The 25038-nt window shown below is 72.0% G+C and carries 20 protein-coding genes and 5 tRNA genes; 14 read left to right on the top strand and 11 right to left on the bottom strand.

Features of this window, described 5'->3' with window-relative positions:
• The first annotated feature begins 92 nt into the window (after positions 1–92).
• Both Q2K16_RS29730 and Q2K16_RS29725 read left to right on the top strand, forming a co-directional pair.
• The gene (locus tag Q2K16_RS29730; RefSeq protein WP_302739248.1) at positions 93–452 is read left to right on the top strand and encodes a transposase; all 360 of its coding nucleotides are present in this window, start codon (positions 93–95) and stop codon (positions 450–452) included.
• Positions 449–1270 (top strand): IS3 family transposase, encoded by an 822-nt coding sequence (locus Q2K16_RS29725; protein ID WP_302739250.1) that lies wholly within the window; start codon positions 449–451, stop codon positions 1268–1270. Before Q2K16_RS29730 ends, Q2K16_RS29725 begins: the two co-directional genes overlap by 4 nt.
• Here the strand turns inward: Q2K16_RS29725 and Q2K16_RS29720 are convergent.
• Complete coding sequence (locus Q2K16_RS29720) at positions 1259–2491, bottom strand: IS110 family RNA-guided transposase (RefSeq protein WP_368052491.1); 1233 nt, start codon at positions 2489–2491, stop codon at positions 1259–1261. The genes Q2K16_RS29725 and Q2K16_RS29720 overlap by 12 nt on opposite strands.
• A 518-nt stretch (positions 2492–3009) precedes the next feature.
• On the opposite strand from Q2K16_RS29720, the gene Q2K16_RS29715 reads away from it, so the two are divergent.
• Positions 3010–3204, top strand: coding sequence for a hypothetical protein (locus Q2K16_RS29715; protein ID WP_302746702.1), 195 nt, complete (start codon positions 3010–3012; stop codon positions 3202–3204).
• Positions 3205–3971: 767 nt separating this feature from the next.
• Positions 3972–4580 (top strand): hypothetical protein, encoded by a 609-nt coding sequence (locus Q2K16_RS29710; protein ID WP_302741642.1) that lies wholly within the window; start codon positions 3972–3974, stop codon positions 4578–4580.
• An 80-nt stretch (positions 4581–4660) separates the two neighbouring features.
• Here the strand turns inward: Q2K16_RS29710 and Q2K16_RS29705 are convergent.
• Together Q2K16_RS29705 and Q2K16_RS29700 are read right to left on the bottom strand one after the other, a co-directional pair.
• Positions 4661–4735, bottom strand: a tRNA-Val gene (locus Q2K16_RS29705).
• A gap of 9 nt (positions 4736–4744) precedes the next feature.
• Positions 4745–4817: transfer RNA gene (locus tag Q2K16_RS29700), tRNA-Gly, on the bottom strand.
• Positions 4818–4972: 155 nt separating this feature from the next.
• Here Q2K16_RS29700 and Q2K16_RS29695 point away from each other — a divergent pair.
• Positions 4973–5209, top strand: a complete 237-nt coding sequence (locus tag Q2K16_RS29695) for a DUF6458 family protein (protein ID WP_302741640.1) — start codon at positions 4973–4975, stop codon at positions 5207–5209.
• A 249-nt stretch (positions 5210–5458) separates the two neighbouring features.
• Here the strand turns inward: Q2K16_RS29695 and Q2K16_RS29690 are convergent.
• The 3 genes from Q2K16_RS29690 to Q2K16_RS29680 form a co-directional block, all read right to left on the bottom strand.
• Positions 5459–5530 (bottom strand) — tRNA-Val (locus Q2K16_RS29690).
• Between the two features lie 13 nt (positions 5531–5543).
• Positions 5544–5614 (bottom strand) — tRNA-Cys (locus Q2K16_RS29685).
• A gap of 34 nt (positions 5615–5648) precedes the next feature.
• Positions 5649–5721, bottom strand: a tRNA-Gly gene (locus Q2K16_RS29680).
• Positions 5722–6020: 299 nt separating this feature from the next.
• Between Q2K16_RS29680 and Q2K16_RS29675 the strand changes: the two genes are divergently transcribed.
• A complete protein-coding gene (locus Q2K16_RS29675; RefSeq protein WP_302741638.1) occupies positions 6021–6620 on the top strand; it encodes a TetR/AcrR family transcriptional regulator in 600 nt (199 codons plus the stop codon).
• A 119-nt stretch (positions 6621–6739) separates the two neighbouring features.
• Positions 6740–9670, top strand: coding sequence for a M36 family metallopeptidase (locus Q2K16_RS29670; RefSeq protein ID WP_302741636.1), 2931 nt, complete (start codon positions 6740–6742; stop codon positions 9668–9670).
• Positions 9671–9719: 49 nt separating this feature from the next.
• Here the strand turns inward: Q2K16_RS29670 and Q2K16_RS29665 are convergent, their stop codons facing one another.
• On the bottom strand, positions 9720–10586 hold the full coding sequence (locus tag Q2K16_RS29665; RefSeq protein ID WP_302741634.1) for a hypothetical protein: 867 nt from the start codon (positions 10584–10586) through the stop codon (positions 9720–9722).
• Positions 10587–10791: 205 nt separating this feature from the next.
• On the opposite strand from Q2K16_RS29665, the gene Q2K16_RS29660 reads away from it, so the two are divergent.
• From Q2K16_RS29660 to Q2K16_RS29650, 3 genes are all read left to right on the top strand, one after another.
• Positions 10792–11460, top strand: coding sequence for a class I SAM-dependent methyltransferase (locus Q2K16_RS29660; protein WP_302741632.1), 669 nt, complete (start codon positions 10792–10794; stop codon positions 11458–11460).
• Positions 11461–11469: 9 nt separating this feature from the next.
• A complete protein-coding gene (locus Q2K16_RS29655; RefSeq protein ID WP_302741631.1) occupies positions 11470–12642 on the top strand; it encodes a cytochrome P450 in 1173 nt (390 codons plus the stop codon).
• A 309-nt stretch (positions 12643–12951) separates the two neighbouring features.
• Positions 12952–14409: a SulP family inorganic anion transporter gene (locus Q2K16_RS29650; protein ID WP_302741629.1), complete on the top strand. Its 1458-nt coding sequence runs from the start codon at positions 12952–12954 to the stop codon at positions 14407–14409.
• Positions 14410–14484: 75 nt separating this feature from the next.
• Here Q2K16_RS29650 and bioD read toward each other — a convergent pair whose 3' ends face one another.
• Both bioD and Q2K16_RS29640 read right to left on the bottom strand, forming a co-directional pair.
• Positions 14485–15189: a dethiobiotin synthase gene (bioD, locus tag Q2K16_RS29645; RefSeq protein ID WP_302746655.1), complete on the bottom strand. Its 705-nt coding sequence runs from the start codon at positions 15187–15189 to the stop codon at positions 14485–14487.
• Between the two features lie 136 nt (positions 15190–15325).
• Positions 15326–16486, bottom strand: a complete 1161-nt coding sequence (locus tag Q2K16_RS29640) for an 8-amino-7-oxononanoate synthase (RefSeq protein WP_302741628.1) — start codon at positions 16484–16486, stop codon at positions 15326–15328.
• A gap of 269 nt (positions 16487–16755) precedes the next feature.
• Between Q2K16_RS29640 and bioB the strand changes: the two genes are divergently transcribed.
• From bioB to Q2K16_RS29625, 3 genes are read left to right on the top strand one after another with little or no spacing between them, the layout of a single operon-like run.
• On the top strand, positions 16756–17751 hold the full coding sequence (gene bioB / locus Q2K16_RS29635) for a biotin synthase BioB (RefSeq protein WP_302741627.1): 996 nt from the start codon (positions 16756–16758) through the stop codon (positions 17749–17751).
• A gap of 4 nt (positions 17752–17755) precedes the next feature.
• On the top strand, positions 17756–17995 hold the full coding sequence (gene bsaP, locus Q2K16_RS29630; protein ID WP_302741626.1) for a biotin synthase auxiliary protein BsaP: 240 nt from the start codon (positions 17756–17758) through the stop codon (positions 17993–17995).
• 3 nt (positions 17996–17998) lie between these two features.
• A complete protein-coding gene (locus tag Q2K16_RS29625; protein WP_302741625.1) occupies positions 17999–18505 on the top strand; it encodes a GNAT family N-acetyltransferase in 507 nt (168 codons plus the stop codon).
• A 71-nt stretch (positions 18506–18576) separates the two neighbouring features.
• On the opposite strand, the gene Q2K16_RS29620 is transcribed toward Q2K16_RS29625, so the two are convergent.
• Positions 18577–21051 carry a non-reducing end alpha-L-arabinofuranosidase family hydrolase gene (locus Q2K16_RS29620; protein WP_302741624.1) on the bottom strand — a complete coding sequence of 825 codons (2475 nt, stop codon included), beginning with the start codon at positions 21049–21051 and terminating at the stop codon, positions 18577–18579.
• Between the two features lie 208 nt (positions 21052–21259).
• Positions 21260–24202 (bottom strand): glycoside hydrolase family 9 protein, encoded by a 2943-nt coding sequence (locus Q2K16_RS29615; protein ID WP_302741622.1) that lies wholly within the window; start codon positions 24200–24202, stop codon positions 21260–21262.
• A 313-nt stretch (positions 24203–24515) separates the two neighbouring features.
• Here Q2K16_RS29615 and Q2K16_RS29610 point away from each other — a divergent pair, with 313 nt between their 5' ends.
• On the top strand, positions 24516–24920 hold the full coding sequence (locus Q2K16_RS29610; protein WP_302741620.1) for a VOC family protein: 405 nt from the start codon (positions 24516–24518) through the stop codon (positions 24918–24920).
• Positions 24921–25038: the final 118 nt, after the last annotated feature.

The following is a 25038-nucleotide window of genomic DNA, read 5'->3' as shown; positions in this document are numbered from 1 at the left end:
TCAAGCGCATCCGCTAGTGGCCCTTCCGCCTGCTGTCCGTGCCTATTACGGCCAAGATACTTTGCGCCGGAAGGTGAGCTACCCCCGCTTTCATGGAGCTTCTTGATCATGGTCTGATGGCCGTGGGGAGGAAGTCGTCCGTGGCAGCACCGAAGAAGTACCCCGACGAGCTACGTCAGCGCGCTGTGCGCTTGTACCGCGAGTCGGATCCGAAGCCCGTGATCCGGCGCCTGGCCGAGCAGCTCGGCGTGCATCACGAGGCGTTGCGCAACTGGATCCGTCAGGCTGAGGCCGACGCGGGTGAGCGCACCGATCGGCCCACCAGCGAGATGGCCGAGGAGAATCGCCAGTTGCGCAAGGAAGTCGCCGAGCTGCGGCGGGCGAACGAGATCCTGAAGGCGGCGAGCGCGTATTTCGCGGCGGAGCTCGACCCGACCCGGCGACGGTCATGAGGTTCATCGGTGAACACCGTGACCAGTTCGCGGTCGCGCTCCTGCTACGGGTCCTCAACATCGGCGCCTCGACCTACTACGCGTGGGTCAAGCAGGCCGAGCAGCCCTGCGACCGCGACGTGGTCGACCTGGGGCTGATCTCCAACATCCACGAGATCTGGGAGACATCGGGGCGCACCTACGGCGCGGACCGGGTCCACCGGCAGTTACGCCGTGACGGGATAAGTGTGGGCCGCAAACGGGTCGAGCGGCTAATGGCGCAGCAGGGCTGGCAGGGTGCGTTCCTGCGTCGAGGCTGGCGCGGCGGCTCCACCCGTCAGGATCCACGGCACACGCCGGCGCCGGATCTGGTCAACCGGCAGTTCACCGCCGACGGGCCGGACCGGCTCTGGGTCGCCGATGCCACCCGCATTCCCTGCGGCGAGGGTGTGTTCTGGTTGGCTGCGGTCCGCGACGCGTTCTCCCGCCGGATCGTCGGGTGGAAGACCTCCGACCGCTGCGACACCGACCTGATCCTCGCCGCCCTCGAATACGGCATCTGGTCCCGGGATGTCCGCGACGGCCAGTTGATCCACCACTCGGACAGGGGGTCGAACTACACATCCTTCCGCTTCGCGGAACGCTTACAGGACAACGGGATCCTGCCCTCAATGGGCTCCGTCGGCGACTCGTTCGACAACGCACTGATGGAGAACTTCTGGTCGACGTTAAAGATCGAACTCGTCTACCGCACGTCCTGGCGGACCCGCGACGAGGCCGAGAACGCGATCTTCGCCTACATCGAGACATCTCACCAACGGTGGCTGTCAAGCAGTTGAGGTTGCGGGTTCGGCGAAAGCCTTGCCGGAGTCGTAGAGGGTGTTGTGTCGTAGGCAGTGGTGCAGCTTGCCGAGCATGAGGTGGAACAGCCGACGCAGGGCGGCGACGTGCCTGTCGCCGGCGGCACGGCGGGATCGGTAGCGGGTGTTCCACTGGGAGTCATGCCGGACCGCGGCCAGCGCCCACACGTATCCGGTAGCGGCGATTCGGTCATTCTTGGCGCGGCGAGCGTGCACGAAACTGCTCTTGCCCGAGGAACGGGTCACCGGCGCGGCACCGGCGAAAGCACGTAACGCGCGGGCGTCGGCGAAGCGGCCGCGGTCGTCGCCGATCTCGGCCAACAGCCGAGCGCCGAGCTGCACGCCGAGACCGGGGATGCTGGTGACGATCTTCGCGTCGGGGTGGGCGGTGAACACCTCGTCGATGCGCTGCTCCAGCTGCTGCAACGTCTGGCAGACCGCGTCGAGTTGCCGCACCAGTCCTTGAAGATGCAGGCCCATGGCCTGCTCGACGGCTGCTGGTTGACGCATCTGCTCGCCGCGGAGGATGCCGTGCAGCTTGTCCGCCTCGGCGGCGATGCCGCGTTGGCGGCCAGCGCAGCGCAGCAACGCCGCGAGCTCGGTGGAAGCCAGCGCCGCCGCGGCCGCGGGCGTCGGCGCTGCGGCGAGGATCACCCGGGCGGCCGGCGAGTCGAGCCGGTGCCGTCCGCCGCGCTCGAACGCCGCCAGGGCGGCGGGGAAGAACATCCGCAGCAGCGTCCGGATCCGGTTGGTGAGCGTGACCTGGTCCCAGGCGGCGTCCTGCTGCGCCCGGGTCAGAACCCGCAGCGACTGCAGCAACTCACTGTCGGCGGGCAGTGGCCGATGCGCGGTCGCATCGGTGCGCAGGATGTTCGCCAGCACCATCGCGTCGAACGCGTCCGACTTGCCGCGCGAGGCCCGATACCGGTCCCGATACCGCGACACCGCCAAAGGATTGATCGCGAACACCTGTCGACCCGCGGCCCGGAGACCAGCCACCAGCAGTCCCTGACTCGTCTCGATCGCTACAGGCAGTTTCCCGCCGGTCGGATCATGCTCGGCCAGCAGCGCAAGGACCTGACTGAGGCCGGCAGCATCGTCGTTGATCCTGACCGATGCCACCACGACGCCCGTCTCGCCGACGACAGCTACATCATGGTGATCCTGGGCCCAGTCGATGCCACACGCCACCGCTACCACCGTTGCTCCTCCCTGTCATGGACCACAGCGAGGCGCGACGCCCTAATGGACAGTGCTTGCCGCACGACATCTCACGAGCCGTTCGCCTCGCCACCGGCGGCGCCCGAACTCGCGCAAGGCTCCAGGCCTGCGACTGACCAAGGCTCAGCCCGCCGGCGAACCACGAAACGATCATCCCCGTCGATCGCCGTGACCGCCACGCGCCCCTCTCGATACCCAGGGTCAACGCCCCGCCACTTCTACAGGCGTCAGCAGCGGCCACGATCCTCAACGAGGCGCCGCTCTCGATTCCCCGACTCGACGGCCATCGGCTGGTACGGGCGTCCTCGGTTGCCATTACGGCTGGTACAACACTCGCCGCATCCAGAAGGAACTGGGCTACCTCAGCCCGAACGAGTACGAGACCGCCTGGCACAGCCGACAGACCGAACCAGTCGAACCACCTATCGCCACCCCTGCACCAGCCGGCAGCAGGTAACCACCGCTCCATCAAAGCGGGGGAACTCAACGTACGCGACGTGACGTTCCGTGAAGACCTTCACCAAGCCCGGACAGGCAACGGACCCGCCGTCATCGCAACCCTGCGCAACACCGCGATCGGCTGGCACCGCACCACCGGCGCGACCAACATCGCCCGCGCCACCCGCCAAGCCAACCGCCGCTCACACGACCTGATCACCGCCGTGACCAGCAGCTATCCGAGAACGCAATGACCCTGCCCCGAGGGCGGGTGAAATTCGCAGACACCTGTATGCCTGTCAGGCATATTTATGACCCACAGGAATGATGCTCTCCGCGCACGCCTGGCCACCCACCGCCCACCACAGCGAACAGGTAGCGGCAGCTCTGGCGGCGATCAGCTGTGCCTCCCGGCGGCAGGGCGAACCGGGTCGGTGCCACGTCGAGGAGCAGAAGCAGACCCGCTGGAAACGGCCAGAGGTGACGGCCCGGCCACCGGGCACCGAATCGGGCCGAACCGGACCGGACAGCGGTGACGCCGAGGACCCATCGCCGGAATCCCGGCCGGCCCGGATGTGTCACACCGCTGACGGCCCAGCGGCAGCCCCGCCACCAGGCTTGATTCGGCATCCACCGACGGAATGACCAGGCGCCGGCTGTCGTTACACCCTCGGTACGACCGCAGCAGCACCCCCGCTGCTCCCTGGCGCCCGGCACCCGCCCCCTGGCGGAATGACCGGCCGGCGCCCATCGTTACATCCCCGGCAGAGGCGACCGCAGCAGCACCCGGCCGGCTCGCACACCCGGCGGGAATGGCCCCGGAACCCCGGTCGTTACACCTGACCCCGGCACGAGTGGCCACCGCCCGACGCGGCAAGCCCCCGGGGACCCCCGCAGACTCTCTCTCCCGCATGAGCGCGCCCCGACGTGGTGCCCACGCCCCTTTCCGCTGCCCGTCCCCCACGGGCGCACCCGGCCCTGACGGGCCGGGCGGGGCGTCTACCCCCGAAGGAGCTTCATCATGAACACCACCATCATGAAGACCACCATTCTGCGTAAGAGTGTTCTCGGTATCGCCGGTCTGGCCGTCGCCGGTGGTCTGGCCGCCGGCCCGCTGAACCACGGCGCCGAGTCGACCGCCGTCGACCACACCGTGGCCGTGGTGCAGGCCGACAAGCCGGCCGTGGACAAGGACAGGCTGATCCCGCACGGTGTGCAGGGCAAGCAGTCCCGGATCGACCTCGACGACGAGCAGACCAGCAACGTCAAGGCGATCATCGCGGCGACGAAGAAGGCCGGCATGGACGAACGGGCCGCCGTGGTGTCCATCGCCACGAGCCTCCAGGAGTCGAAGCTGGAGAACCTGGGTCACCTGGGTGACCGCAACGACCACGACTCGCAGGGCCTGTTCCAGCAGCGTCCGTCCTCCGGTTGGGGCACGGTGGAACAGATCACCGACCCCGAGTACGCGACCCTGGCGTTCCTCAAGGGCCTCAAGCAGGTCGACGGCTGGCAGGACATGCCCCTGACCAAGGCCGCCCAGACGGTGCAGGTGTCGGCCTACCCCGACCACTACGCACAGTGGGAACAGCAGGCCGCCGACCTCGTCGCCCACCACTGGAACAGCTGACCCACCCCGCAACGTCACCGCGAAGCAACGTCATCACGAAGGCCCCCGGCTCAGCTGAGCCGGGGGCCTTCGTGATGGTCTGGTGGGCGATACTGGGTTTGAACCAGTGACCTCTTCCGTGTCAAGGAAGCGCGCTCCCACTGCGCCAATCGCCCGTGGTCGAGAGCGGACGACGGGATTCGAACCCGCGACCCTCACCTTGGCAAGGTGATGCGCTACCAGCTGCGCTACGTCCGCGTGCCGCCCGGTCTCCCCGGCGACGCGGTGAACTCTACCCCATTCCAAGATCGCCCGCCTGGCCGACCCCACCGCTTCGCCCCACCCGGCGATTGCCCTGCTCATCGACGGGGTACTGCATCCCGACAGCACACCCCGTCCCCCAAGGAGCTGTCATGGGAATCGGAACGAGTATCTTCCTGCTCGCCGTCGGCGCGATCCTCACCTTCGCGGTGAACGCGAGCGTCGGCGGTGTCGATCTCGACGTCGTCGGCTGGATCCTGATGGCCGCCGGCGTTCTCGGCCTCGTCATGGTCCTGCTGGTGCGCGGTCGCCGCCGTACGGTCACCACCGCCGAGCCGGTGGCGTACCAGCGGGTCGAGGAGCGGCGGGACGTCGCCCCGCCACTGTGAGGCGACCGGCAGCCGCCGCCAGCAGACGGTACTCCCACCGGGCCTGGTCGGTCGACGCGGCGGACAAGCGGGCGCCGACCTGCTCGGCGTACGCGACGCAGGCACCAGGACATCGGCGCGAGGCGAGCGTCGACCCCGGCACGAAATCGGCCCGCACCCGGTCGCCACCGGAGCGGGTCGGTGACGGGCCGGAGGCCGGACAGCAGTAGGGCCACCTTCCGACACCGGAAGGTGGCCCTACTGACCGTGTGGGCGATACTGGGTTTGAACCAGTGACCTCTTCCGTGTCAAGGAAGCGCGCTCCCACTGCGCCAATCGCCCGTGCTTGTTACCGAGGTGGGGACGGGATTTGAACCCGCGTACACGGCTTTGCAGGCCGTTGCCTCGCCTCTCGGCCACCCCACCGAGGTTGCCCCCGTCATGCGTGGCGGCAGCTCCGAGCGGACGACGGGATTCGAACCCGCGACCCTCACCTTGGCAAGGTGATGCGCTACCAGCTGCGCTACGTCCGCTTGCCTCCGGGACGACACCCGGTGACGGATGGAAACTCTAGCCGAGCGGTCTCACCGATGCCAAATCGGGGCCACCGACGGCGCGTCCGGCTGCCGCGGCGGTGATCGACGCCACCACCCCCAGAGCTTCCTAGGAGAGTTGCTCGCCGAGGGCGGGCCGCATCGTCCGCAGCCCTACTGAACAGGTCGGAAAGGTAGCCGACTCGCCAGAGGGGTGCTGTCCGGCTTCCGACTGCCGGCGGCCGGATCGGGCGGGTCGGTAACTCCCTGTGCTCGGTTGGATAGGTTACCGTAGCGGCGTGACGAGACGTGCCGCCGCCGATGTCCGCCTGGATTCCCTGCTGCGCACGGCCTGCGACGTGATCGTCGAGCGTGGACTCGCCAACACCCGCACCGCCGACGTGGCCGCCGCCGCCGGAGTCAGCCAGGCGCTGGTCTTCTACCACTTCTCCACCAAGGAGCGGCTGCTCGCCCAGGCGTTCGCGTACGCCGTCGAGCAGGAACTGTCCCGGCTGGACGCGGTGCTGCGCTCCGCCACCCCGCCGCTGACCAAGCTCCGGCGCATCCTGCGTCTCTACACCCCCACCGGCCGGCCCTGGGCGATGTGGATCGACGGCTGGGCGGAGTCACTCCGCACCCCGGAACTGGAGAAGGTCTGCCGACGGCTGGACCTGCGCTGGCGGGAGGACCTGGCGACGGTGATCTCGGCCGGGGTGGCCGACGGGACCTTCGACTGCGCCGACCCGGCCGGTGCCGCCTGGCGGATCAACGCGGTGATGGACGGGCTCGCCGTCCAGCTCGCCGTACACGAGCGGGTGATCTCCCGCCGGCAGTTCGGCGAGTGGATCCGGCTGGTCACGGCCCGGGAGCTGGGGCTCGACCCCGCCCAGCTCGTCTGATCCGCGCACGACGCGCCATTGCCCCGGTCCGATCCGCCTGGTATCCACGTATGCGCATGCGTTACCGCGCCTGCGCCGGGTCGGCGTCGTGCCGGTCCCCGCTCCCACGAGGAGGTTCCGTGCCCAGACCGGAGTGGACACCCCGAACGAGCCGGCATCGACGCCGGCTCGTTCCCGTACTGGCGACCGCCGCCGTGGTCGCCGCCCTGTTGCCCGGCGGGGGCACCGCCACGGCCGCGCCGGGCGACACCGCGGCCCCGGCCCCGGGCCGCTCCGGCTCGTTCGCCGACGACCGCCACCAGGCCGCCGACGTCGACAACCGCACCGGTACGGCCGCACCCGACGCCCGCCAGCGCAGCCTGGCCGGGGCCACCGGCGCCCCGGTGCGCTGGAACCGGCTCGGCACCCCGCACGCCCTCGGCCCGGCCCGGCTCGCCACCGGCCTGCCCGCCGACCCGGAGGCCGCCGCCCGGCGTTACCTCACCCAGCAGCGGGACCTGTTCGGGCTCGACGCCGACGCGGTCGCCGCGCTGGACCGGGTACTGGTCCGCAGGATCGGCGACGGCGCGGTGGTCACCCTGCGGCAGCGCTTCGGTGACCTGCCCGCCGGCCACGACGGGCTGGTCACCGTGGCGGTCGCCGACGGCACCGTGCTCTCGGTCAGCTCCTCGCTGTCCCGGGACGCCTCCGCCCCCGCCCCGGCCACCCGCACCGCCGAGCAGGCGTACGCCGACGCGCTCGCCGACGCCGGCCTGGACGCCGGTGCGGTGGCCAGCCACCGGGTGCGCCCGGTCGCCGTGCCCACCCCGGTCGACGGCAACCGGGCCGCCTACGAGGTGACCCTGATCGGCAAGGACAGCGACCACCCGGCGGCCTTCACCACCTACGTCGACGGGATCACCGGGACGGTGCTGGTCCGCGAGGACCTCGTCGACTTCGACTCCGACAACCCGAGCTGGGCGGTCTACCCGGCCACCCCGCCGCAGGACCTCGCTCCCGGGCAGGACCCCCGGGTCCGCTGGTGCGCCAGCCCCGCACCCGACTGCGCCGCCGCCTTCCGCGACCCGGCGAGCGGGCAACCCTGGGACGTCGACCTCGCCACCGGCGCGCCCACCGGCACCACCCGGGGCAACTCCGCCAACACCGTGGTCTCCTGGGGCGCCGGCAGCCCCATGGTCAACGCCCCCGACCGCCCGGACCGGCGCTACGAGTACCCGTTCACCGACCAGTGGCACGAGGCCCGCTGCAACCCGGCGGTGTTCACCTCCGCCCTACGCAACGACGCCGACGCCGCCACCGCCAACCTGTTCGCCATGCACAACCGGATGCACGACTGGGCCTGGCACCTGGGCTTCACCGAGGCCACCTGGAACCTCCAGGCGGTCAACGTCAGCGGGGCCGGGCTGGGCGGCGACGCCGAGCAGGGGCGGGCCCAGCAGGGCGCGCTGAGCGGCAACCGGAACAACGCCAACCAGTCCACCCCGCGCGACGGGCTGCCGCCGAGCACCAACATGTACCTGTGGCAGCCGCAGGCCGGTGGGCCGTACCCGCCGTGCGTCGACGGCGACTACGACATGACGGTGATCGGCCACGAGTACACCCACGCCATCACCAACCGGATGATCGCCGGCCCGGACAGCGGGATCAGCGGCCACCAGGGCGGGGCGATGGGCGAGTCGTGGAGCGACCTGCTCGCCGCCGAGTACCTCTACGAGCACGGCCTGCGCGCCCCCGGCGAGACGCCCTTCGTCACCGGCGGCTACGTCACAGGCAACCTGGTCAGCGGCATCCGCAACTACGACCTGAGCCGCAGCCCGCTCAACTACTCCGACGTCGGCTACAACACCGGCGGACCGGCGGTGCACGCCGACGGGGAGATCTGGGGCGCGACCAACTTCCGCATCCGCGCGGCCCTGGTCAAGAAGTACGGCCTGGGCACCCCGCAGCGGCAGCTCGACTGCGCCCAGGGTCGGGTGGCCGCGGAGAACTGCCCCGGCAACCGGCGCTGGGTGCAGCTGGTCTTCGACTCGTTCCTGCTCCAGGCGGCCAGCCAGGTCAGCATGCTCGACATGCGGGACAACCTGCTCACCGCCGACCGGCTGCGCTTCGGCGGGGCCAACCAGGAGCTGATCTGGGCCGAGTTCGCCCGCTCCGGGATGGGCCGGGACGCCGCCACCGTCGGCGCCGCCGACACCGACCCGACCCCGAGCTTCGCCAGCCCGGCCGGCGGCAACGCCACGCTGACCCTGCGCCCCCGGGGCGACAGCACCGACGCGCCGATCAGGCTCTACGTCGGTGACTACGAGGCGCGGGCCACCCCCGTCGCCGACACCGACCCGGCCACCCCGCTGCCGGCCACGTTCGAGGCCGTCGCCGGGACGTACCAGGTGCTGGCGGTCGCCCCCGGCTTCGGCCACCAGCGCCTGGAGGTGGTCGCCAAGGCCGGCCAGCAGGGGTACGTCGACCTGCGGCTGAGCCGGAACCTGGCGTCCACCGCGTCCGGGGCGACGATCACCGGGGACGGGGTGAACCTGGACCGGATCGCCGACGACACCGAGGCCACCAACTGGGCGTCGTTGACCGGGGTCGCCGGCAAGCGGGTCACCGTGACGCTGCCCGGCGGCACCCCGCAGCCGGTGCAGCGGGTCACCGTCAGCGCGATGCTCCGCCCGGCGATCACCGGCGACGCCGACCCGGGCACACAGAACGCGCTGAGCGGGCTGCGGTCGTTCGCGGTGTCGACCTGCGACGCGACCACCACCGACTGCGCCGACCCGGCCCGCTGGACCCGGGTCTACACCAGCGCCGACGACGCGTTCCCCGGTGGGAGGTACCGGGCCTACACCCGGGACCTGATTGCCAGGTCGTTCCGGGTGTCAGCCACCGTCGCCACCCACGTCCGGCTGGAGGTGCTAACCAGCCAGTGCACCGGCGGCCCGGCGTACGCCGGTGAGCAGGACGACGACCCGGCGACCCGGACCGACTGCGCGACCGCCAGCCCGGCGCGCGACCAGGTGCGGATCGCCGAGTTCCAGGTGTTCGCGAAGTGAAACCCGCCGGGGTCGGGTGGTGGCGTCACCCGGCCCCGGCGGCCCCCGATCAGCGTCGGACGGTGGTCCAGCGGACGGGCCGACGCACCGGCACGCCGTCGGCCTCCCCGCCGTCGGACGCGGTCCGGGTGAGCTGCCGCAGCCGCATCAGCAGGCCGACACCGAGGAAGAGCAGCAGGCCGCCGAGCAGGAACGCCGCCTGCACCACCCCGAAGCCCCCGCTGGCGTTGGCCGAACGGTTCGCCGCAGCCGGTGGCGGCACCTCGGCCAGCGCCTCCTCGGTCGGTTCGGTCTCCTCCTCCGTCGGCTCCAGCGCCTCCTCGGTCGGCTCCGGCGACGCGGTGGTCGGCTCGGGTGCCGCCGTGGTGGGCGGTGGGGCCGTGCCGACGACCTGCCGGGTGGCGCTCTGCCGGGCGAGCAGCCGCAGGTTCGGGTCGTACGCCTCGGCGGCCATGGTGATCCGGCCCCGGGTGACGTCCTCGGCGAAGGCCACCCGGTAGGTGGCGGTGACCGTACGGTCCGGGCACAGGGTGCCCGGGTCGAGCTGCCGGTCGGTCAGCCGGGCCACGTCCCCCTGCGCCCGGATGTCCAGCGGGAACGAGCCGGTCTCCTCGATGCGGTCCATCTTGACCTGGTCCAGTCGCAGCCCCTGCACCGAGAGCACCATCGACCAGCGGACCTTCACACAGCCGCCGTTGCCCTTGCGGGACACCACCGCCGAGACCGTCCGCACCTGGTCCCCGGCGGTGAACTGGGCCGGCAGGCCGCTCAGCTCGGTGGAGAAGCGGTCCGCCGCCGACGCCGGTGTCGGCCCGACGAGCCCTGTCCCCGACAGGCAGGCCAGCACCGCCCCGACCCGTAGCGCGTTCCGCCACACCATCACCACCGCCTCGCTCCTCCCGTCGGTCTTGTCCACTCGCCACGCTATGAGCACGACGGGGAAGCCGGTAGACGGGCGTGTTCGCGCCGATCGGCAAGTACGGTGCGGGTTAACACCGACAGTGGTGAACCGGTCACCGGTCACCGCCGACACGCCGGGTGACGGTGTGGGCCAGCCCGCTTTCCGCGGGGCGGACGAGGGGCGACCACGCCGGCCGTCACGCGGCTGACATCCTGGGCGGGTGTCCGAACTCTCCGCGGCCTTCGTCCGGCTGCACGCCCGGCTCGCCCCGGTCGCTTTCGTACCCGAGGTGCGGTTGCACCAGGCCGACGAGCCGATCGGCCTGTGGGAGCTGACCGAGGGCGAGTTCCGCAGCTCCCAGCCGCCGCCGTTCTGGGCCTTCGCCTGGGCCGGCGGGCAGGGCCTGGCCCGGTACGTCACCGACCACCCGGAGACCGTCGCCGGCCGCCGGGTGCTCGACCTCGCCTCCGGCTCCGGCCTGGTCGCCATCGCCGCCGCACGGGCCGGCGCGGCGACCGTGCGGGCGGTGGAGATCGACGAGCGGGCCGTCGCCGCCGTCGCCCTCAACGCCCACGCCAACGGGGTACGCGTCGACGCCGAACTGGCCGACGTGCTCGACGGGGACGCCGGGGACGCCGAGGTGCTGCTCGCCGGGGACGTCTTCTACAGCGAGGCGATGGCCCGCCGGGTGCTGCGTTTCCTGCTGCGGGCCGCCCGCTCCGGTGCCCGGGTGCTGGTCGGCGACCCGGGCCGGGCGTTCCTGCCCCGGGAACGGTTCCGCGAGCTGGCCGGCTACGACGTGCCGGTGCCGGAGGCGTTGGAGAGCGTCCGGGTGAAGCACACCACGGTGTGGGAACTGGACCCCGCCCCGCCGGGGGCCGCCCGCTAGCGTGACCGCGTGCTGTTCCGGGGGTGGGAGGCGTCCGTCGACGAGCCCTGGCCGGACGTGGCCAGGGTCGTCGACCGGGTCGGCGGCGTCCACCTGGTGGTGACCCGGCACGCGCTGGTCCGGCAGGTGCTCGCCGACCCGGTAACCTGGCGACCCGACAACGCCCTGGACGCGGTGACCCCGATCCCGGTGGCCGCGCTGCGGGTGCTCACCGCGCACCGGTTCCGGTTGCCGCCGACGCTGGCGAACAACGCCGGCCCCAGCCACCCGGCGATCCGGGCGATCGTCGCCGAGGCGCTGCACCCCGACCGGGTGGCCGCCCAGCGACCGTGGCTGACGGCCCTGGTCCGGGACCGGGTGGCCGGCATCGCCGCCGAGTTGGCCGCCGGTCGGCCGGTCGACCTGCACGCCCGGCTCGCCGCCGACCTGCCGCTGCTGGCGCTGGCCCGGCTGGTCGAGCTGCCGGACGCCCCGGTGGGTGCGGTGAAGGACTTCGCGCGGGCGGCGCTGGAACTGTTCTGGGCCCCGCTGGACGCCAACCGGCAGCAGAGCCTCGCCGTCGAGGTGGGCCGGTTCCACGCCGTACTGCGGGAGTTCGCCGGCACCGGCGGCGGCCTGGCCGGTCGGCTGCGCGCCGCCGGGCACTCCCCGGACGTGGTGGTCGGGGCGCTGTTCTTCCTGCTGGTCGCCGGGCAGGAGACCACCAGCCAGTTCCTGACCCTGCTGCTGCACCGGCTCACCGGCGAACCCGGGGTGCGCGCCGGGCTGCGGGCCGGCACCGTCGCCGTCGCCGACGTGGTCGAGGAGGGCCTGCGGCGGGAGCCGCCGATCGTCACCTGGCGGCGGGTGGCCGCGACCGACACCAGCCTGGGCGGTACGCCGGTGCCGGCGGGCAGCTCGATGCTGCTGTGGCTGGCCCGAGCCGGCTGCGACCCGGAGGTGGTGGCCGACCCGGCGGGGTTCCGCCCGGGGCAGCGCGGGTCCCGCCGGCACCTGGCCTTCGGGGCGGGGGCGCACCGGTGCGTGGGCGCACAGTTGGCCCGGCTGGAGGCGGCGGTGGTGGTCGCCGAGGCGGCACCGTTGCTGGACGCGGTGACTGTGGTACGTCCACCGTGGTGCCCGGACAACCTCACCTTCCGGATGCCCGACGCCTTCGTGGTCCGCCGCAACCCCACGCCGTAACCCTGTCCGAACCCCGCTCACCTGCGGAAACAGGCGTAACCCCCGCTCCCCGCCACGGGTTGAACCCCACGTGACGCCCCGCGCCACACCAACCCGGGAGGTCCACATGCACCCCGCCCCCTCCCCACCCCCACCCCCACCCCCACCCCCGCCCCCGTTTCCACCCCCGCTCCCCCCACCCTCCCGGGTTGATCAAGAGGTTTGCGTCAAGGTTGATCTTCGAATTGACGCAAACCTCTTGATCACCGGGGCGGACGGGGTGGCGCGGGGCGGTGGGGGACGGTGAGGTGGGGGACGTGGCGGCATGACGTGCCGGCGTCGCTCGTGGTGTTCCTGGTCGCGTTGCCGCTCTGCGTCGGGATCGCGGTCGCCTCCGGCGTACCCGTCGAACTCGGGCTGGTCACCGGGGTGGTCGGTGGGCTGGTGGTGGGGGTGATGCCGGGCAGCAGCCTCCAGGTGAGCGGGCCGGCCGCCGGGCTGACCGTGCTCGTCGCCGAAGCCGTGGAACGGTACGGGCTGGCCGGCCTCGGCACCATCGTGCTGGTCGCCGGTCTGCTCCAGATCGGGCTGGGGCTGCTGCGGCTCGGCCGGTGGTTCCGGGCCATCTCGGTGGCCGTGGTGCACGGCATGCTCACCGGGATCGGCCTGCTGCTGGTCGCCGGGCAGCTCCACGTGCTGGCCGGGGCGGACACGCCACCGACCGGGCTCGCCGGCTTCACCGGGCTACCGGCCCTGGCCGGCGAGCTGACCGGCTCCGTGACGGCGCGGGTGTCGCTCGCCGTCGGTGCCGCCACGCTCGTGGTCATGCTGCTGTGGGACCGGCTGCCCGGCCGGCCGGGCCTGGTCCCCGGCGCGCTGGTCGCCGTGGTCGCCGCGGCGGCGGCGAGCGCCGCCCTGCGGCTGCCCGTCGACACGATCACGGTGGAGGGGATGCTCGCCGCGCTCACCCCGTCGCTCGGGCACTGGACGGCCCTCACCGACCCGGGGATGCTCGCCACCATCGTCACGTTCGCCCTGGTCGCCTCGGCGGAGAGCCTGTTCAGCGCGGCGGCCGTCGACCGGATGCACCAGGGCCCCCGGACCGACTTCGACCGCGAACTCGTCGCCCAGGGCACTGGCAACACGGTCTGCGGCCTGCTCGGCGCGCTGCCGATGACCGCCGTCATCGTGCGCAGCTCCGCCAACGTACGGGCCGGCGCGCGGACGAAGGCGTCCCGGGTGCTGCACGGGGTGTGGCTGCTGCTCTTCGTCGCCGCCGTACCCGGGCTGGTCGGGTTGATCCCGATGCCCGCACTCGCCGCCGTGCTGGTGCACGCCGGGTGCAAGCTGCTGCCGTGGCGGGCGCTGCCCGGGTTGTGGCGGGAACACCGGGGCGAGGCGGTGGTGCTGGTGGTGACCGCCGTCGCGATCCTCGGCACCGACCTGTTCACCGGGGTGCTCGTCGGCCTCGGGCTGGCCGTGGTCAAGACCGCCTGGGAGACGTCCCACGTGCGGGTCACCGTGCACGACGACGTCGACCCGGTGCACGTGGCGATCACCGGCAACGCCACGTTCCTCCGGCTGCCCACCATCCTCGCCACACTCGACGAGCTGCCCGACGACCGGCGGGTACGGCTGGACCTGGGCGGCCTGCGGCACGTCGACCATGCCTGCCGGACCGCCCTGGACACCTGGATCGAGGCACAGAACCGCGACGCCGACGTGCAGGTCATCGCCCCACGACCGGCGCAGGACGACCGACCCCGGCCGGTTCCCGCCACCGAGTGAGAGCACCTGCGACGCCCCGGTGGTGCCCGTCGCCCACCGGAGGGCCGCACGAGGCGCTGCCCGGTCGCGGACCGGTCAGCCGGCGTCCTCGGCCCAGGCACGCCAGTCGTCGAGCACCCCGTACAGGTCGGGGGTGAGCCAGCCCGGGGCGGACCGGCGGAACACGCCCGGGTCCATCGCCCCGGCCCCGGACGGCAACGCGCCGAGCAGGTTCGGCACCAGCTCAGTCAGGTTCGCCCAGTGCACCAGCTGCGGCTCCGCCGGCCACGCGCCGATCACCACCCCGGCGGGCACGGCCCGGCGTTCCAACGCCTCCAGCGTCAGCGCGGTGTGGTTGAGAGTGCCCAACCCGGCCCGGGCCACCACCACCGCCGGGGCGCCCAGCGACACCGCCAGGTCGGCGACGGTCCACGCCTCACCCGACGGACGCAGCCCCATCGGCACGAGCAGCCCACCGGCCCCCTCGACGAGCACCAGGTCGTGCTTGTCGACCTCCGCGCGGATCGCGTCGACGGCCGTGTACAGCTCCAACGGCTCCAGCTCGGCGACCCGGGCGGCGGCCAGCGGAGCCAGGGGGTCGGGGTAGCTGGCCAGGGTACGACCGGTCAGCGGGGCGGCCAGCCGGGTCACCGCGTCCACGTCGCCGGGCTCGCCGGTGGCCGTCCCCGACTGGCCCGGCTTGACCACCGCGACCCGCAGGCCGGCGGCCTGAGCGGCGGCCGCGATCGCCGCCGTCACCACCGTCTTGCCGACCTCGGTGTCGGTTCCGGTGACCAGCACCGCCCCCTTCCACCCACTCACGGGATCACCTCGGCTCGCGACTGCGGGGCTCGCAAACCCCGCTCACTCCTCGCGCTCACGGTGCAACCCTCGGCTCGCGACTGCGGGGCTCGCAAACCCCGCTCACTCCTCGCGCTCACGGGATCACCTCGGCTCGCGACTGCGGGGCGCACTCCACGATGGTCTCCAGTGCGTGTTCGAAGTCCGCCCGGGTCACCCCGGTCGAGAGGGTCAGCCGCAGGCGGGAGCGGTGGTCCGGGGTGGACGGTGGGCGGAAGCACCCGACCGTGACGCCCCGGGCCCGGCAGTCGGCCGCCCAGGCGGTGGCGGCCTCCGGGCCGGGCGCGGTCACCGACACCACGGCGGCGTCGGGGGTGGACACCGGCAACCCGGCCGCGCCGAGGCGGCGTACCGCGTAGCCGGCCCGGTCGGTCAGCTCGGCGCGCAGGTCGTCGGCGGACCGGGCCAGCGCCACGGCGGCCCGTACCCCGGCGGCGACCGCCGGCGGCGGCGCGGTGTCGAAGATGAAGGTCCGCCCGGTCTCCACCAGGTGCCTGACGAACTCGGCCGGACCGGCGACCACCCCGCCGGCGCCGCCGAGCGCCTTGGACAGGGTCGCGGTGACCACCACGTCCGGCGCTCCGGCGAGCCCTGCGGCGGCCACCGCGCCCGCGCCGGCCGGGCCGGTGACGCCGAGCCCGTGCGCGTCGTCGACCAGCAGCAGCGCGCCGTGCCGCCGGGCCACCGCGTGCAGCGCGGCCAGCGGCGCGAGGTCGCCGTCGACGGAGAACACCGACTCGGTGACCACCACCGCCGGGCGACCCGGCGCGGCGGCGAGCGCGGCGGCCACCGCGTCGACGTCGGCGTGCGCGGTGACCACCGTCTCCGCGCCGGAGATCCGGCAGCCGTCGATCAGCGAGGCGTGGTTGTGGGCGTCGGAGACGAGCAGGGTACGCGGCTGCACCAGGCCCCGGACGGCGGCCAGGTTGGCCAGGTAGCCGGAGGAGAAGACGAGTGCCCGCTCGACGCCGAGCCAGTCGGCCAGGTCGTCCTCCAGTGCGTGGTGGACGTCGGTGGAGCCCCGGACCAGCCGGGAACCGGTGGCGCCCAGGCCGTACCCGGACAGGGCCCGGACGGCGGCAGCCACGACCTCGGGGTGGGTGGCCAGGCCCAGGTAGTCGTTGCCGGCCAGGTCGATGTCCGGGTCGCCGGCGGCGCGGGGGCGCAGGGTCCGGGTGAGCCCGGCCTTCGCCCGCAGCGCGGCGCGGCGGTCCAGGGCCGCCAGCCAGTCCGCCACCGGTCACCGCCTCCGTCCGCTGTCCGACCTGCCACCCTGCCGACCTGACACCGCCGCCGCCGGGGTTCCCGTCGCGGACGACCGGCCCGCGCCGGCGGGTGACGGCGTTGCCGCCGCCGGGCGAAATTACCATCCGCCGGGCCGGCACCGGCGTGGCGGCGGCCCGCCGCACCGCCGTGCGACAGAGCGGCCCGCGGGGCCGCCGGGGTGGCCGGGGGCCGTCGGCTCGGGCGTTTCCCGGCCCGCACCGGCCTTGTAGGGTACGAGCCATGCCAGAGATCCTCGACCAGGCCCGGACCCAGGTGCTGGGCGACGGCGTCGGCCTCGACCAGGCCGGTGTCCTCGCGGTGCTGACCCTGCCCGACGAGCACCTCACCGCCGCCCTCCAGCTCGCCCACGAGGTGCGGATGCGCTGGTGCGGTCCGGAGGTCGAGGTCGAGGGGATCGTCTCGCTGAAGACCGGCGGCTGCCCGGAGGACTGCCACTTCTGTTCGCAGTCCGGCCTGTTCACCTCGCCGGTCCGGTCGGTGTGGCTGGACATCCCGTCACTGGTGGAGGCCGCGAAGCAGACGGCGGCGACCGGGGCGAGCGAGTTCTGCATCGTGGCCGCCGTGCGCGGCCCCGACGACCGGCTGATGAAGCAGATGCGCGAGGGGGTCGCCGCGATCCGCGCGGAGGTCGACATCCAGGTCGCCGCGTCGCTGGGCATGCTCAGCCAGGAGCAGGTCGACGACCTGGTCGAGATGGGCGTGCACCGCTACAACCACAACCTGGAGACCTGCCGCTCGTACTTCCCGAACGTGGTCACCACGCACTCCTGGGAGGAGCGCTGGGAGACCCTGCGGATGGTCCGCGAATCCGGCATGGAGGTCTGCTGCGGTGGCATCCTCGGCCTCGGCGAGACCGTCGAGCAGCGCGCCGAGTTCGCCGCGCAGCTCGCCGAGCTGGACCCGCACGAGGTGCCGCTGAACTTCCTCAACCCGCGTCCGGGCACGCCGCTGGGCGACCGGCCGGTGGTGGAGGGCCGCGACGCGCTGCGGGCCATCGCCGCGTTCCGGCTGGCCATGCCGCGCACCATCCTGCGGTACGCGGGCGGCCGGGAGATCACCCTCGGTGACCTGGGCACCCGCGACGGCCTGCTCGGCGGGATCAACGCGGTGATCGTCGGCAACTACCTGACCACGCTGGGTCGACCGGCGACCGACGACCTGAAGCTGCTCGACGAGCTGAAGATGCCGGTCAAGGCGCTCTCCGCCACCCTGTGAGGTGATGATGACCGACCCGACCGCCGACGGCCGGACGACCCGGTCCGCCGTGCTGACGTCGGCCGCGACCTGGTGCGACCGCTGTGGTGCGGACGCCACGGCGGGCCCGCACCCGGGTTGCGCGGCGGCCCGGGTGCTGGAGCCGCCCCGCTACTGCGGGCACTGCCGACGGCGGATGAAGGTGCAGGTGCTCCCGGTGGGCTGGTCGGCGGTCTGCGTCGAGCACGGCGAGCGGCGGGGCTGACGGGTGCTGCGTGGGCGGACGGTGACGCTGCGCCCGGTGACCGGTGCCGACGTGCCGGCCCTGGCCGCGATCCGGGCCACCCCCGAGGTGCGCCGCTGGTGGCGCGGCGGAGACGACCTGGCCGCGTCGGTGCGGGCCGACCTGGCCGACGACGCGCTGACGGTCTACGTGATCGAGCACGCGGGGCGGCTGGTCGGGGCGATCCAGTGGTACGCCGAGACCGACCCGGACTACCGCCACGCCAGCCTGGACGTCTTCCTCGACCCGGCGGTACGCGGTAACGGGCTGGGCGGGGACGCGGTCCGCACCCTGGTCCGGCACCTGATCGACGAGTACGGCCACCACCGGTTCACCATCGACCCGGCGGCGGCGAACACGGCGGCGATCCGGGCGTACGCGAAGGTGGGGTTCCGTCCGGTGGGCGTGATGCGGCGGTACGAGCGGGGCGCGGACGGGCGCTGGCACGACGCGCTGCTGATGGACCTGCTCGCGGAGGAACTGGCCGACTGAAACCGGGCGGGGCGTGTCCGGCACCCTCGGGTGCCGGACACGCCCCGGTTGTTCAGCGTGCGAAGGTGCGCCTAGCGCTGGAGGGTGAGAACACCCGGCCGCCACGGCAGCAGGTTGTAGTCAGTGTTCGCGTTCGGGTCCTTGCCCTGGTAGAGCAACTGCAGGTTGCAGGCGTCGACGGTCTTGGTCTGGTCGGGGTTGGTGCGGACCAGGTCACCGTGGCTGATGTCGTTGGTCCACGTGGCACCGCTGTTGGCCTTGCCGGCGAAGGGGTTGCTCTCGCTGGTGGCCTGCGGGGTCCACGAGCCGCCCAGGCTGCTGGAGGTGAACGACCGGAAGTAGCGCTGCCCCTGGCTTCCGATCGCCTCGACCAGCATCAGGTACTGGTTCTGGCCCGCCACCTTGTAGACCTCGACGCCCTCGAACAGGTTGTTCGTCGAGTCGGTCATGACCGTCGTGTAGCTCGAACCGAAGCTGCCCGGGAAGTTCCCCAGCGGCATGCTCGACCGGTAGATCTTGCCGTTGTCCCCGGCGAAGAACAGGTACATGTTCTGGTCGTCACCGATGAGGGTCTGGTCGATCACACCGTACGGGGCGTCCGGGAGGGTGGCCGTCGACAGCGTCTGCGCCGAGGACCAGCCGTTGGCGTTGGTCGGGTCGCTCGACGTCTTGTAGCTGAACGAGGTCGGGCCCCACTGGTACGCCAGCACCCAGATGTTCTTCGGGGCGAAGTACAGCAGGGTGGGCGCCACGGTGCCCTCGCTCATCCCGTTCTGGCTGGCCGAGGCCATGTCGGACCAGTTGGTGAACGTGCCGAAGTTCATCGAGCTGTACTGGCCGCTGCTGTTGACGTACGAGCCGTAGACCAGGTGCTTGCCGTTGTAGACCACGTTGGTGAAGTCCTTGAGCGAGACCCAGCCGTTCTTGGGGCTGGCCAGCGCGCCGGTCGACGACCACCGGTAGGTCGACGGGAGGGCACAGCCGCCCGCCGGGGGCGTGGTCGGCGGCGGGGTCGTGGTGGGCGGCGTCGAGGTCGGCGGCGTGGTGCTACCGGCGAAGTCGGTGCGCCACTGCTGGTTGGTCTGCCCGTGGCAGTCGTACAGCTGGACCTGCTGGCCGTTGCCGGTGCCCCAGACGTCCAGGCAGCGGCCGGACTGCACCCCGCTGATGGTGCCGTTGGAGTTGATGTTCCACTGCTGGTTCGCCCCGCTGTTGCAGTCCCAGATGATGATCCCGGTGCCGTTGGCGGTGGCCGCGCCGTTCGCGTCCAGGCACTTGGTGCCGTAGACCCGCAACTGCTTGCTGCTGGTGTACGTCCACTGCTGGTTGGACTGGCTGTTGCAGTCGTAGAGCTGCACCCGGGTGCCGTTGGTCTGCGTGGCGTTCGGCACGTCGATGCACCGGTTCGACTGCACGCCGACGATCCGGCCGGCGCCGCCGCTCGGCGGCGGGGTCGTGGTGGGCGGGGTCGTGGTGGGCGGGCCCGTGGTCGGCCCGGAGGTCGGGGGGGCCGCGTTGAGCGCGTTGAGGACCGAGTTGTACGCGGCCTTCTTGTTGCCGCCGCCGTCGAAGAGCAGCGGGCTCTCGTTGGAGCGCCAGGAGTCGCTGTCGCGCACGCCCCACACCGTGATGCCGATACAGCGCGGCACGTTCAGGCATGCCTGGGTCAGCCCGGCGTACTGGGTGGTCGAGGAGTTCGTGACGTCGACCTCGGTCAGCGCCACGTCCACCCCGAGGGCGGCGAAGCTGGACAGCGTGGTCTGGAAGTTGCTCGGCAGCGAGCTGCCGCCGGTGAAGTGGGTCTGCAGGCCGACGCAGTCGATCGGCACGCCCCGGGACTTGAAGTCCTGGATCATCCGGTAGACGCCCTGCGTCTTGCCGTACGACCAGTTCTCGATGTTGTAGTCGTTGTAGCAGAGCTTCACCGACGGGTCGGCGGCCCGCGCGGTGCGGAACGCCACCTCGATCCAGTCGTTGCCGGTGCCCTGGAGGTTCGACGACCGGCGGCTGCCGTCCTCGTTGAACGCCTCGTTGACCACGTCCCAGGCGGCGAGCTTGCCCTTGTAGTGGCCCATCACGCCGTTGATGTGGTCGATCATGGCCTGGCGCAGGTTGCTGCCGCTGAGGCTCTGCATCCAGCCGGGCTGTTGCGCGTGCCAGGCCAGGGTGTGCCCCCGCACCTTCAGGCCGCGCTGGGTCGCCCAGTTGTAGATCTGGTCACCGGCGCTGAAGTTGAACTGGCCCCGCTGGGGCTGCGTCGCCTCCGGCTTCATCTCGTTCTCGGCCGTGATCATGTTGAACTCGCGGCCGGCGATCGTGCTGTACGTCGAGTCGCCGAGCCGGCTCCCCGCGATCGCCGTGCCGAAGTACCGGCCGGACTGCGCGGCGGCCGCGCCCAGCGTGGTCGCGGCGGCGTTCGCCGAGGGCATCATCACCGCGGCGGATGCCACCGTGACGACGCTGACCGCGCCGGCGAGCAGTGCTCGGACGGCGGGCGAGCGGCGTCGTCGGCTCCCGCCGCGATGATCGGATGGGCTCGTTGCCATCGTGGCCTCCTTACTGGCCCACACCCAGGCCGTCGGGGCGGGACGACCGGACGTTGCGGTTATTAAATCTAATGCCGTCGATGTTTCCATCATGCACCGGTCGGAACAAAGGTGTTTCGGAAAAGTTTCGGAACATTTTTGGCCGGGCCGGCCCGACGCGACGTGGCCGGTCACCGCAGGTGCGGTGCCGGCCACGCCACGTCGACGATCAGGAGACCGTGCAGGCGGCCCCGTTGAGGGTGAAGCTCGTCGGCTTCGGGTTGCTGCCGGTGTGGGTGCCGTTGAACCCGATGCTGGTGGACGCACCGGGGGCGAGCGCCCCGTTGTAGCTCATGCTGGTCGCGGTCACCGCCGTACCGGTCTGGGCGAACGTCGCCGACCAGCCCTGGCCGACCTTCTGCCCGCTGTTCGGGAAGGTGAAGGCCAGACTCCAGCCGGTGAGCGCGGTCGTGCCGGTGTTGGTGACGGTGATGCTGGCCGTGAAGCCGTTGGTCCAGTCACTGGTGGTGTAGCCGACCTTGCACGACGAGGCGGGCAGGGTGGGCGTGGGGGTCGGCGTCGTGGTGTCCGGCAGGGTCCGCACGGTGAGGGTCTTCGACGGGGTCGACGGGTTGCCTGCCGCGTCCACCGCCACCACGTAGAACCCGTACGAGGTGTCGGGCGTCAACCCGGTCACCGGGAACGTGGTGCCGGTGGGGGTGCCGATCACCACCGGACCCGGCAGGGACGACTTGTAGACCTTGTAGCCGGTGACCCCGACGTTGTCGGTGGACGGCGTCCAGGTCAGGGTGAGCCCGTTCGTGCCGACGTTCGACGCGTCCGGGGTGCCCGGCTGGGTCGGTCCGGTGGTGTCCGGGCCGTTGCCGGCCGGGGTGGCCACCGCGAGCACCGGCGACGACAGCGAACTGTTGCCGGCGCCGTCGCGGGCCCGGACCCAGAACCGGTAGTTGCTGGCGGGCAGGAGCGTGGTCAGGGTCAGGCTGTTGGTGGTGGTGCGGTACGACATCAACGCGTCGCTGCCGACAAACTCCTGGACGACGTCGTAGCCGGCCAGTCCGCTGCCACCGGTGTCGGTGGAGGCGGGCCAGGTCAGCGTCATGCCGGTGGAGGTGATCGCCGAGGCGACCGGGGTGCCGGGGACGGTGGGCGGGGTGGTGTCCGTCGGCGTCGAGGTCGGCTCGTCACCCCAGATCCGGGTGGTGCCGTCGTACAGCGGCACCTTCGGGTTCGGGCCGGCGGTGGCCTGGTACGACGGGTCGTTGGTCGGGTCCCAGGTGCCGCCCTCCGGTACGCCGATCTTGAACTGCACCTCCATCCGGTGCTGCGACTGCCCGGCCGGGGCGATCGTCTGACCGGTGCAGTCCACCTCGACGTACCAGATGTCGCCGGAGAGCTGCCTGGCGGTCGACGGCGACGGGCAGCCCTGGGTGTAGCCGGGGGTGACCTGCACGGCGGTGCTGCCCTCGGGGCGGAAGTAGTAGCGGAACCTCCCGTTGGTCAGCGCCCGCGCCGGGAACGCCGACTTGTTGTAGATGATCGCCTTGAGCCCGGTGGCCCGGGGCTCGGCCTGCATCACCGTGGTCTCCACGGTCAGCTCGGCGATGTCCGGCTGCTCGGCGGTGGGGAAACCGGCGAGCGGCGTGCCGCCGTACTCCTGGGAGAGCCGGGCCAGGGCGGAGGTGAAACCGGCGTTGTAGTCGGTGGCGACCTCGTTCATCACGTAGTCGGACCGGCTGTCGGTGTAGGCGTCGTTGGCCGCCGACGGGCCGCCGACCAGCGCGCCGTAGAGCACGTGCCGGGTCTCCACCGGCACGGTCTGGCTGTCCCACCAGGAGCCGTGGGCGGTGCGGTGGTGCGGGTTCTTCGGCGCGTTCTTGCCGAACCCGATCACGTAGCTGGAGTTGCGCGGGTTGTCGCCGAGCGCGTAGTTGATCTGCCGGACGGCGAAGTCGTGGAACCGGGCCTTGCGGGTGGCGTCGGTGGTCCTGTCGCTGTAGACCAACGCCGCGAAGCTGGTGTTGGCCGCGTACCGCAGCGCGCCCCAGGAGTCGAGGACGGCCATCCCGCCCGGCGAGTAGGGCACCTTCTGACCGTTGACGCCCACCGTCCAGTAGTCGAGCCACCGGTTGGCGTCGTCGACGTACTTCTGCTTGCCGGTCAGGTTGGCCAGCAGCACGTACGCCCCGAACTGCTTGTTGTCCCAGGCGATCGTCCACTTGTAGGACCGGGTGGTGGACTGCGGCTCGGTGCCGAGCTTGTCGTACTCGCTCTCGGCCTTGGCCAGGTAGGCCGCGTCACCGGTGGCCCGGTGCAACCAGATCGCGCCCCAGACCAGTTCGTCCTGGTAGCCGCTCCACGACTTGTAGAAGCTCGTCGCGTCGGTGATGCACTCGTGGTAGCTCTTGCGCACCGTGTCGGCGAACGTGTAGAGCTGCTTGGCGTGGGTGAGCAGCTTGTCGGCGTAGGTCGCGTCGGTGGGCCGGAACACCATCGACGACGCGGCCATCGCCGCCGCCGTCTCCCCCGCCAGGTCCGCGCCGCCGCAGCTGGCATCGATCCTGTACGCGGGCCGCGCCATCGGCAGCACCTCGGCCGGGCCCCACCACTTGTGGTCGTCGTCGCCCTTGCCGACCTGCCCGTAGAGCACGTTGGCCGAGGGGTGCGCCTTGATGAAGTAGTCGTTGACGAAGCGCAGATTGTTCAGCAGCGGGGTGAGCTGGCCGGCGGCGACGTAGCCGTCGCGGTACTCGACCGCGCCCCAGGCGAGCATGGTGGCGCTGAACGCCATCGGGAAGCCGAACTTCACGTGGTCACCGGCGTCGTACCAGCCGCCGGTGAGGTCCACGCCGACGTCCGCGCCGTCGTTGAGCGCGGAGTCGCCCCGCCAGGAGACCCGGTTCCAGGACGGCTTCTTGCCGGACTGCTGCGCCTCGTAGAACAGCAGCGACTTCTGCAACGCCTCGGGGTAGTTGAACATGCCGGTGCCGGCGGCCTCGGCGCGCCCGGCGACGGTGGGGGCGGCCCCGGCGGTGAGCGGGACGGCGCTGATGGCGAGGGCCAGCCCGCTGGTCAGGGCGGCACCGGCGGCGAGCAGGCGGCGGAGCCGGGGCCGGCCCGCGCCCGACCGGCCGGGCCGGTTCGGGTGCTGCATGCGGAACTCCTGTCGATGGTGCCTCCGACGACGCCCGCCTGACGCGGGGACGGGGCGTCGCGGGTGGTGGGCGTCGCCGGAGGCGGGTGGTGGTGCGAGGACCGAAGGAGTCGCGGGAGCGCTCCCATGGATGTGCGCCAATGTAATCGTTCGGTCATCGGTTTGTGAAGGGGCCAACCCCGACGACACCGAAGAAGTCCTCCGGGCACCACCCACGCACCGACTTTGACCGGGCCCGGACCCCCGCCCCGGTCGACCACCCTGCCACGTGGCCGACCGGTGACGCCCCTCCCGGCCGGACTAGCCTGGATCGATGTCGATGATCGAACAGGTGTCACTGGGCGTGACCGACGACCGTCGCGCCGGCCGCTTCTGGGCCGGGGCCCTCGGGTACGTCCGCCGGCCACCCCGCTACCCCGGGGACGGCTGGATCGTGCTGGAACCACCGCCAGGCACCGCCGGGGTGCCCCTGGCCATGGACGTCAGCGTCAGCCCGGTGACGGATCTCCCCCGCATCCACCTCGACCTGCACGCGGGAGAGCGGGACCTCGACGACGAGGTCGACCGGCTGTGCGGTCTGGGTGCCGAACGGGTCGACTGGCCGCACTACCCCACCGAGCCGGAACCCGGCCAACTGCCGTACGTCGTCCTCGCCGACACCGAGGGCAACCGGTTCTGCGTCTCCGGGCACCGCCGGGCCGGCGTCTTCTTTGGCTGACCGCCACCCCGCCGACCGTGCACCCCACCGACCGCGCACCCGCCGGCCCGACCGGCGGCCCCGGGCCACCTGGCCGCGACCGGCCCGGACGTGCTGCCCGAAACCGGTCCGGACATGG

The organism is Micromonospora cynarisoli, assembly GCF_030518815.1.
Taxonomy (GTDB): domain Bacteria; phylum Actinomycetota; class Actinomycetes; order Mycobacteriales; family Micromonosporaceae; genus Micromonospora; species Micromonospora wenchangensis.
This window is presented reverse-complemented; position numbering and strand designations above follow the sequence as displayed.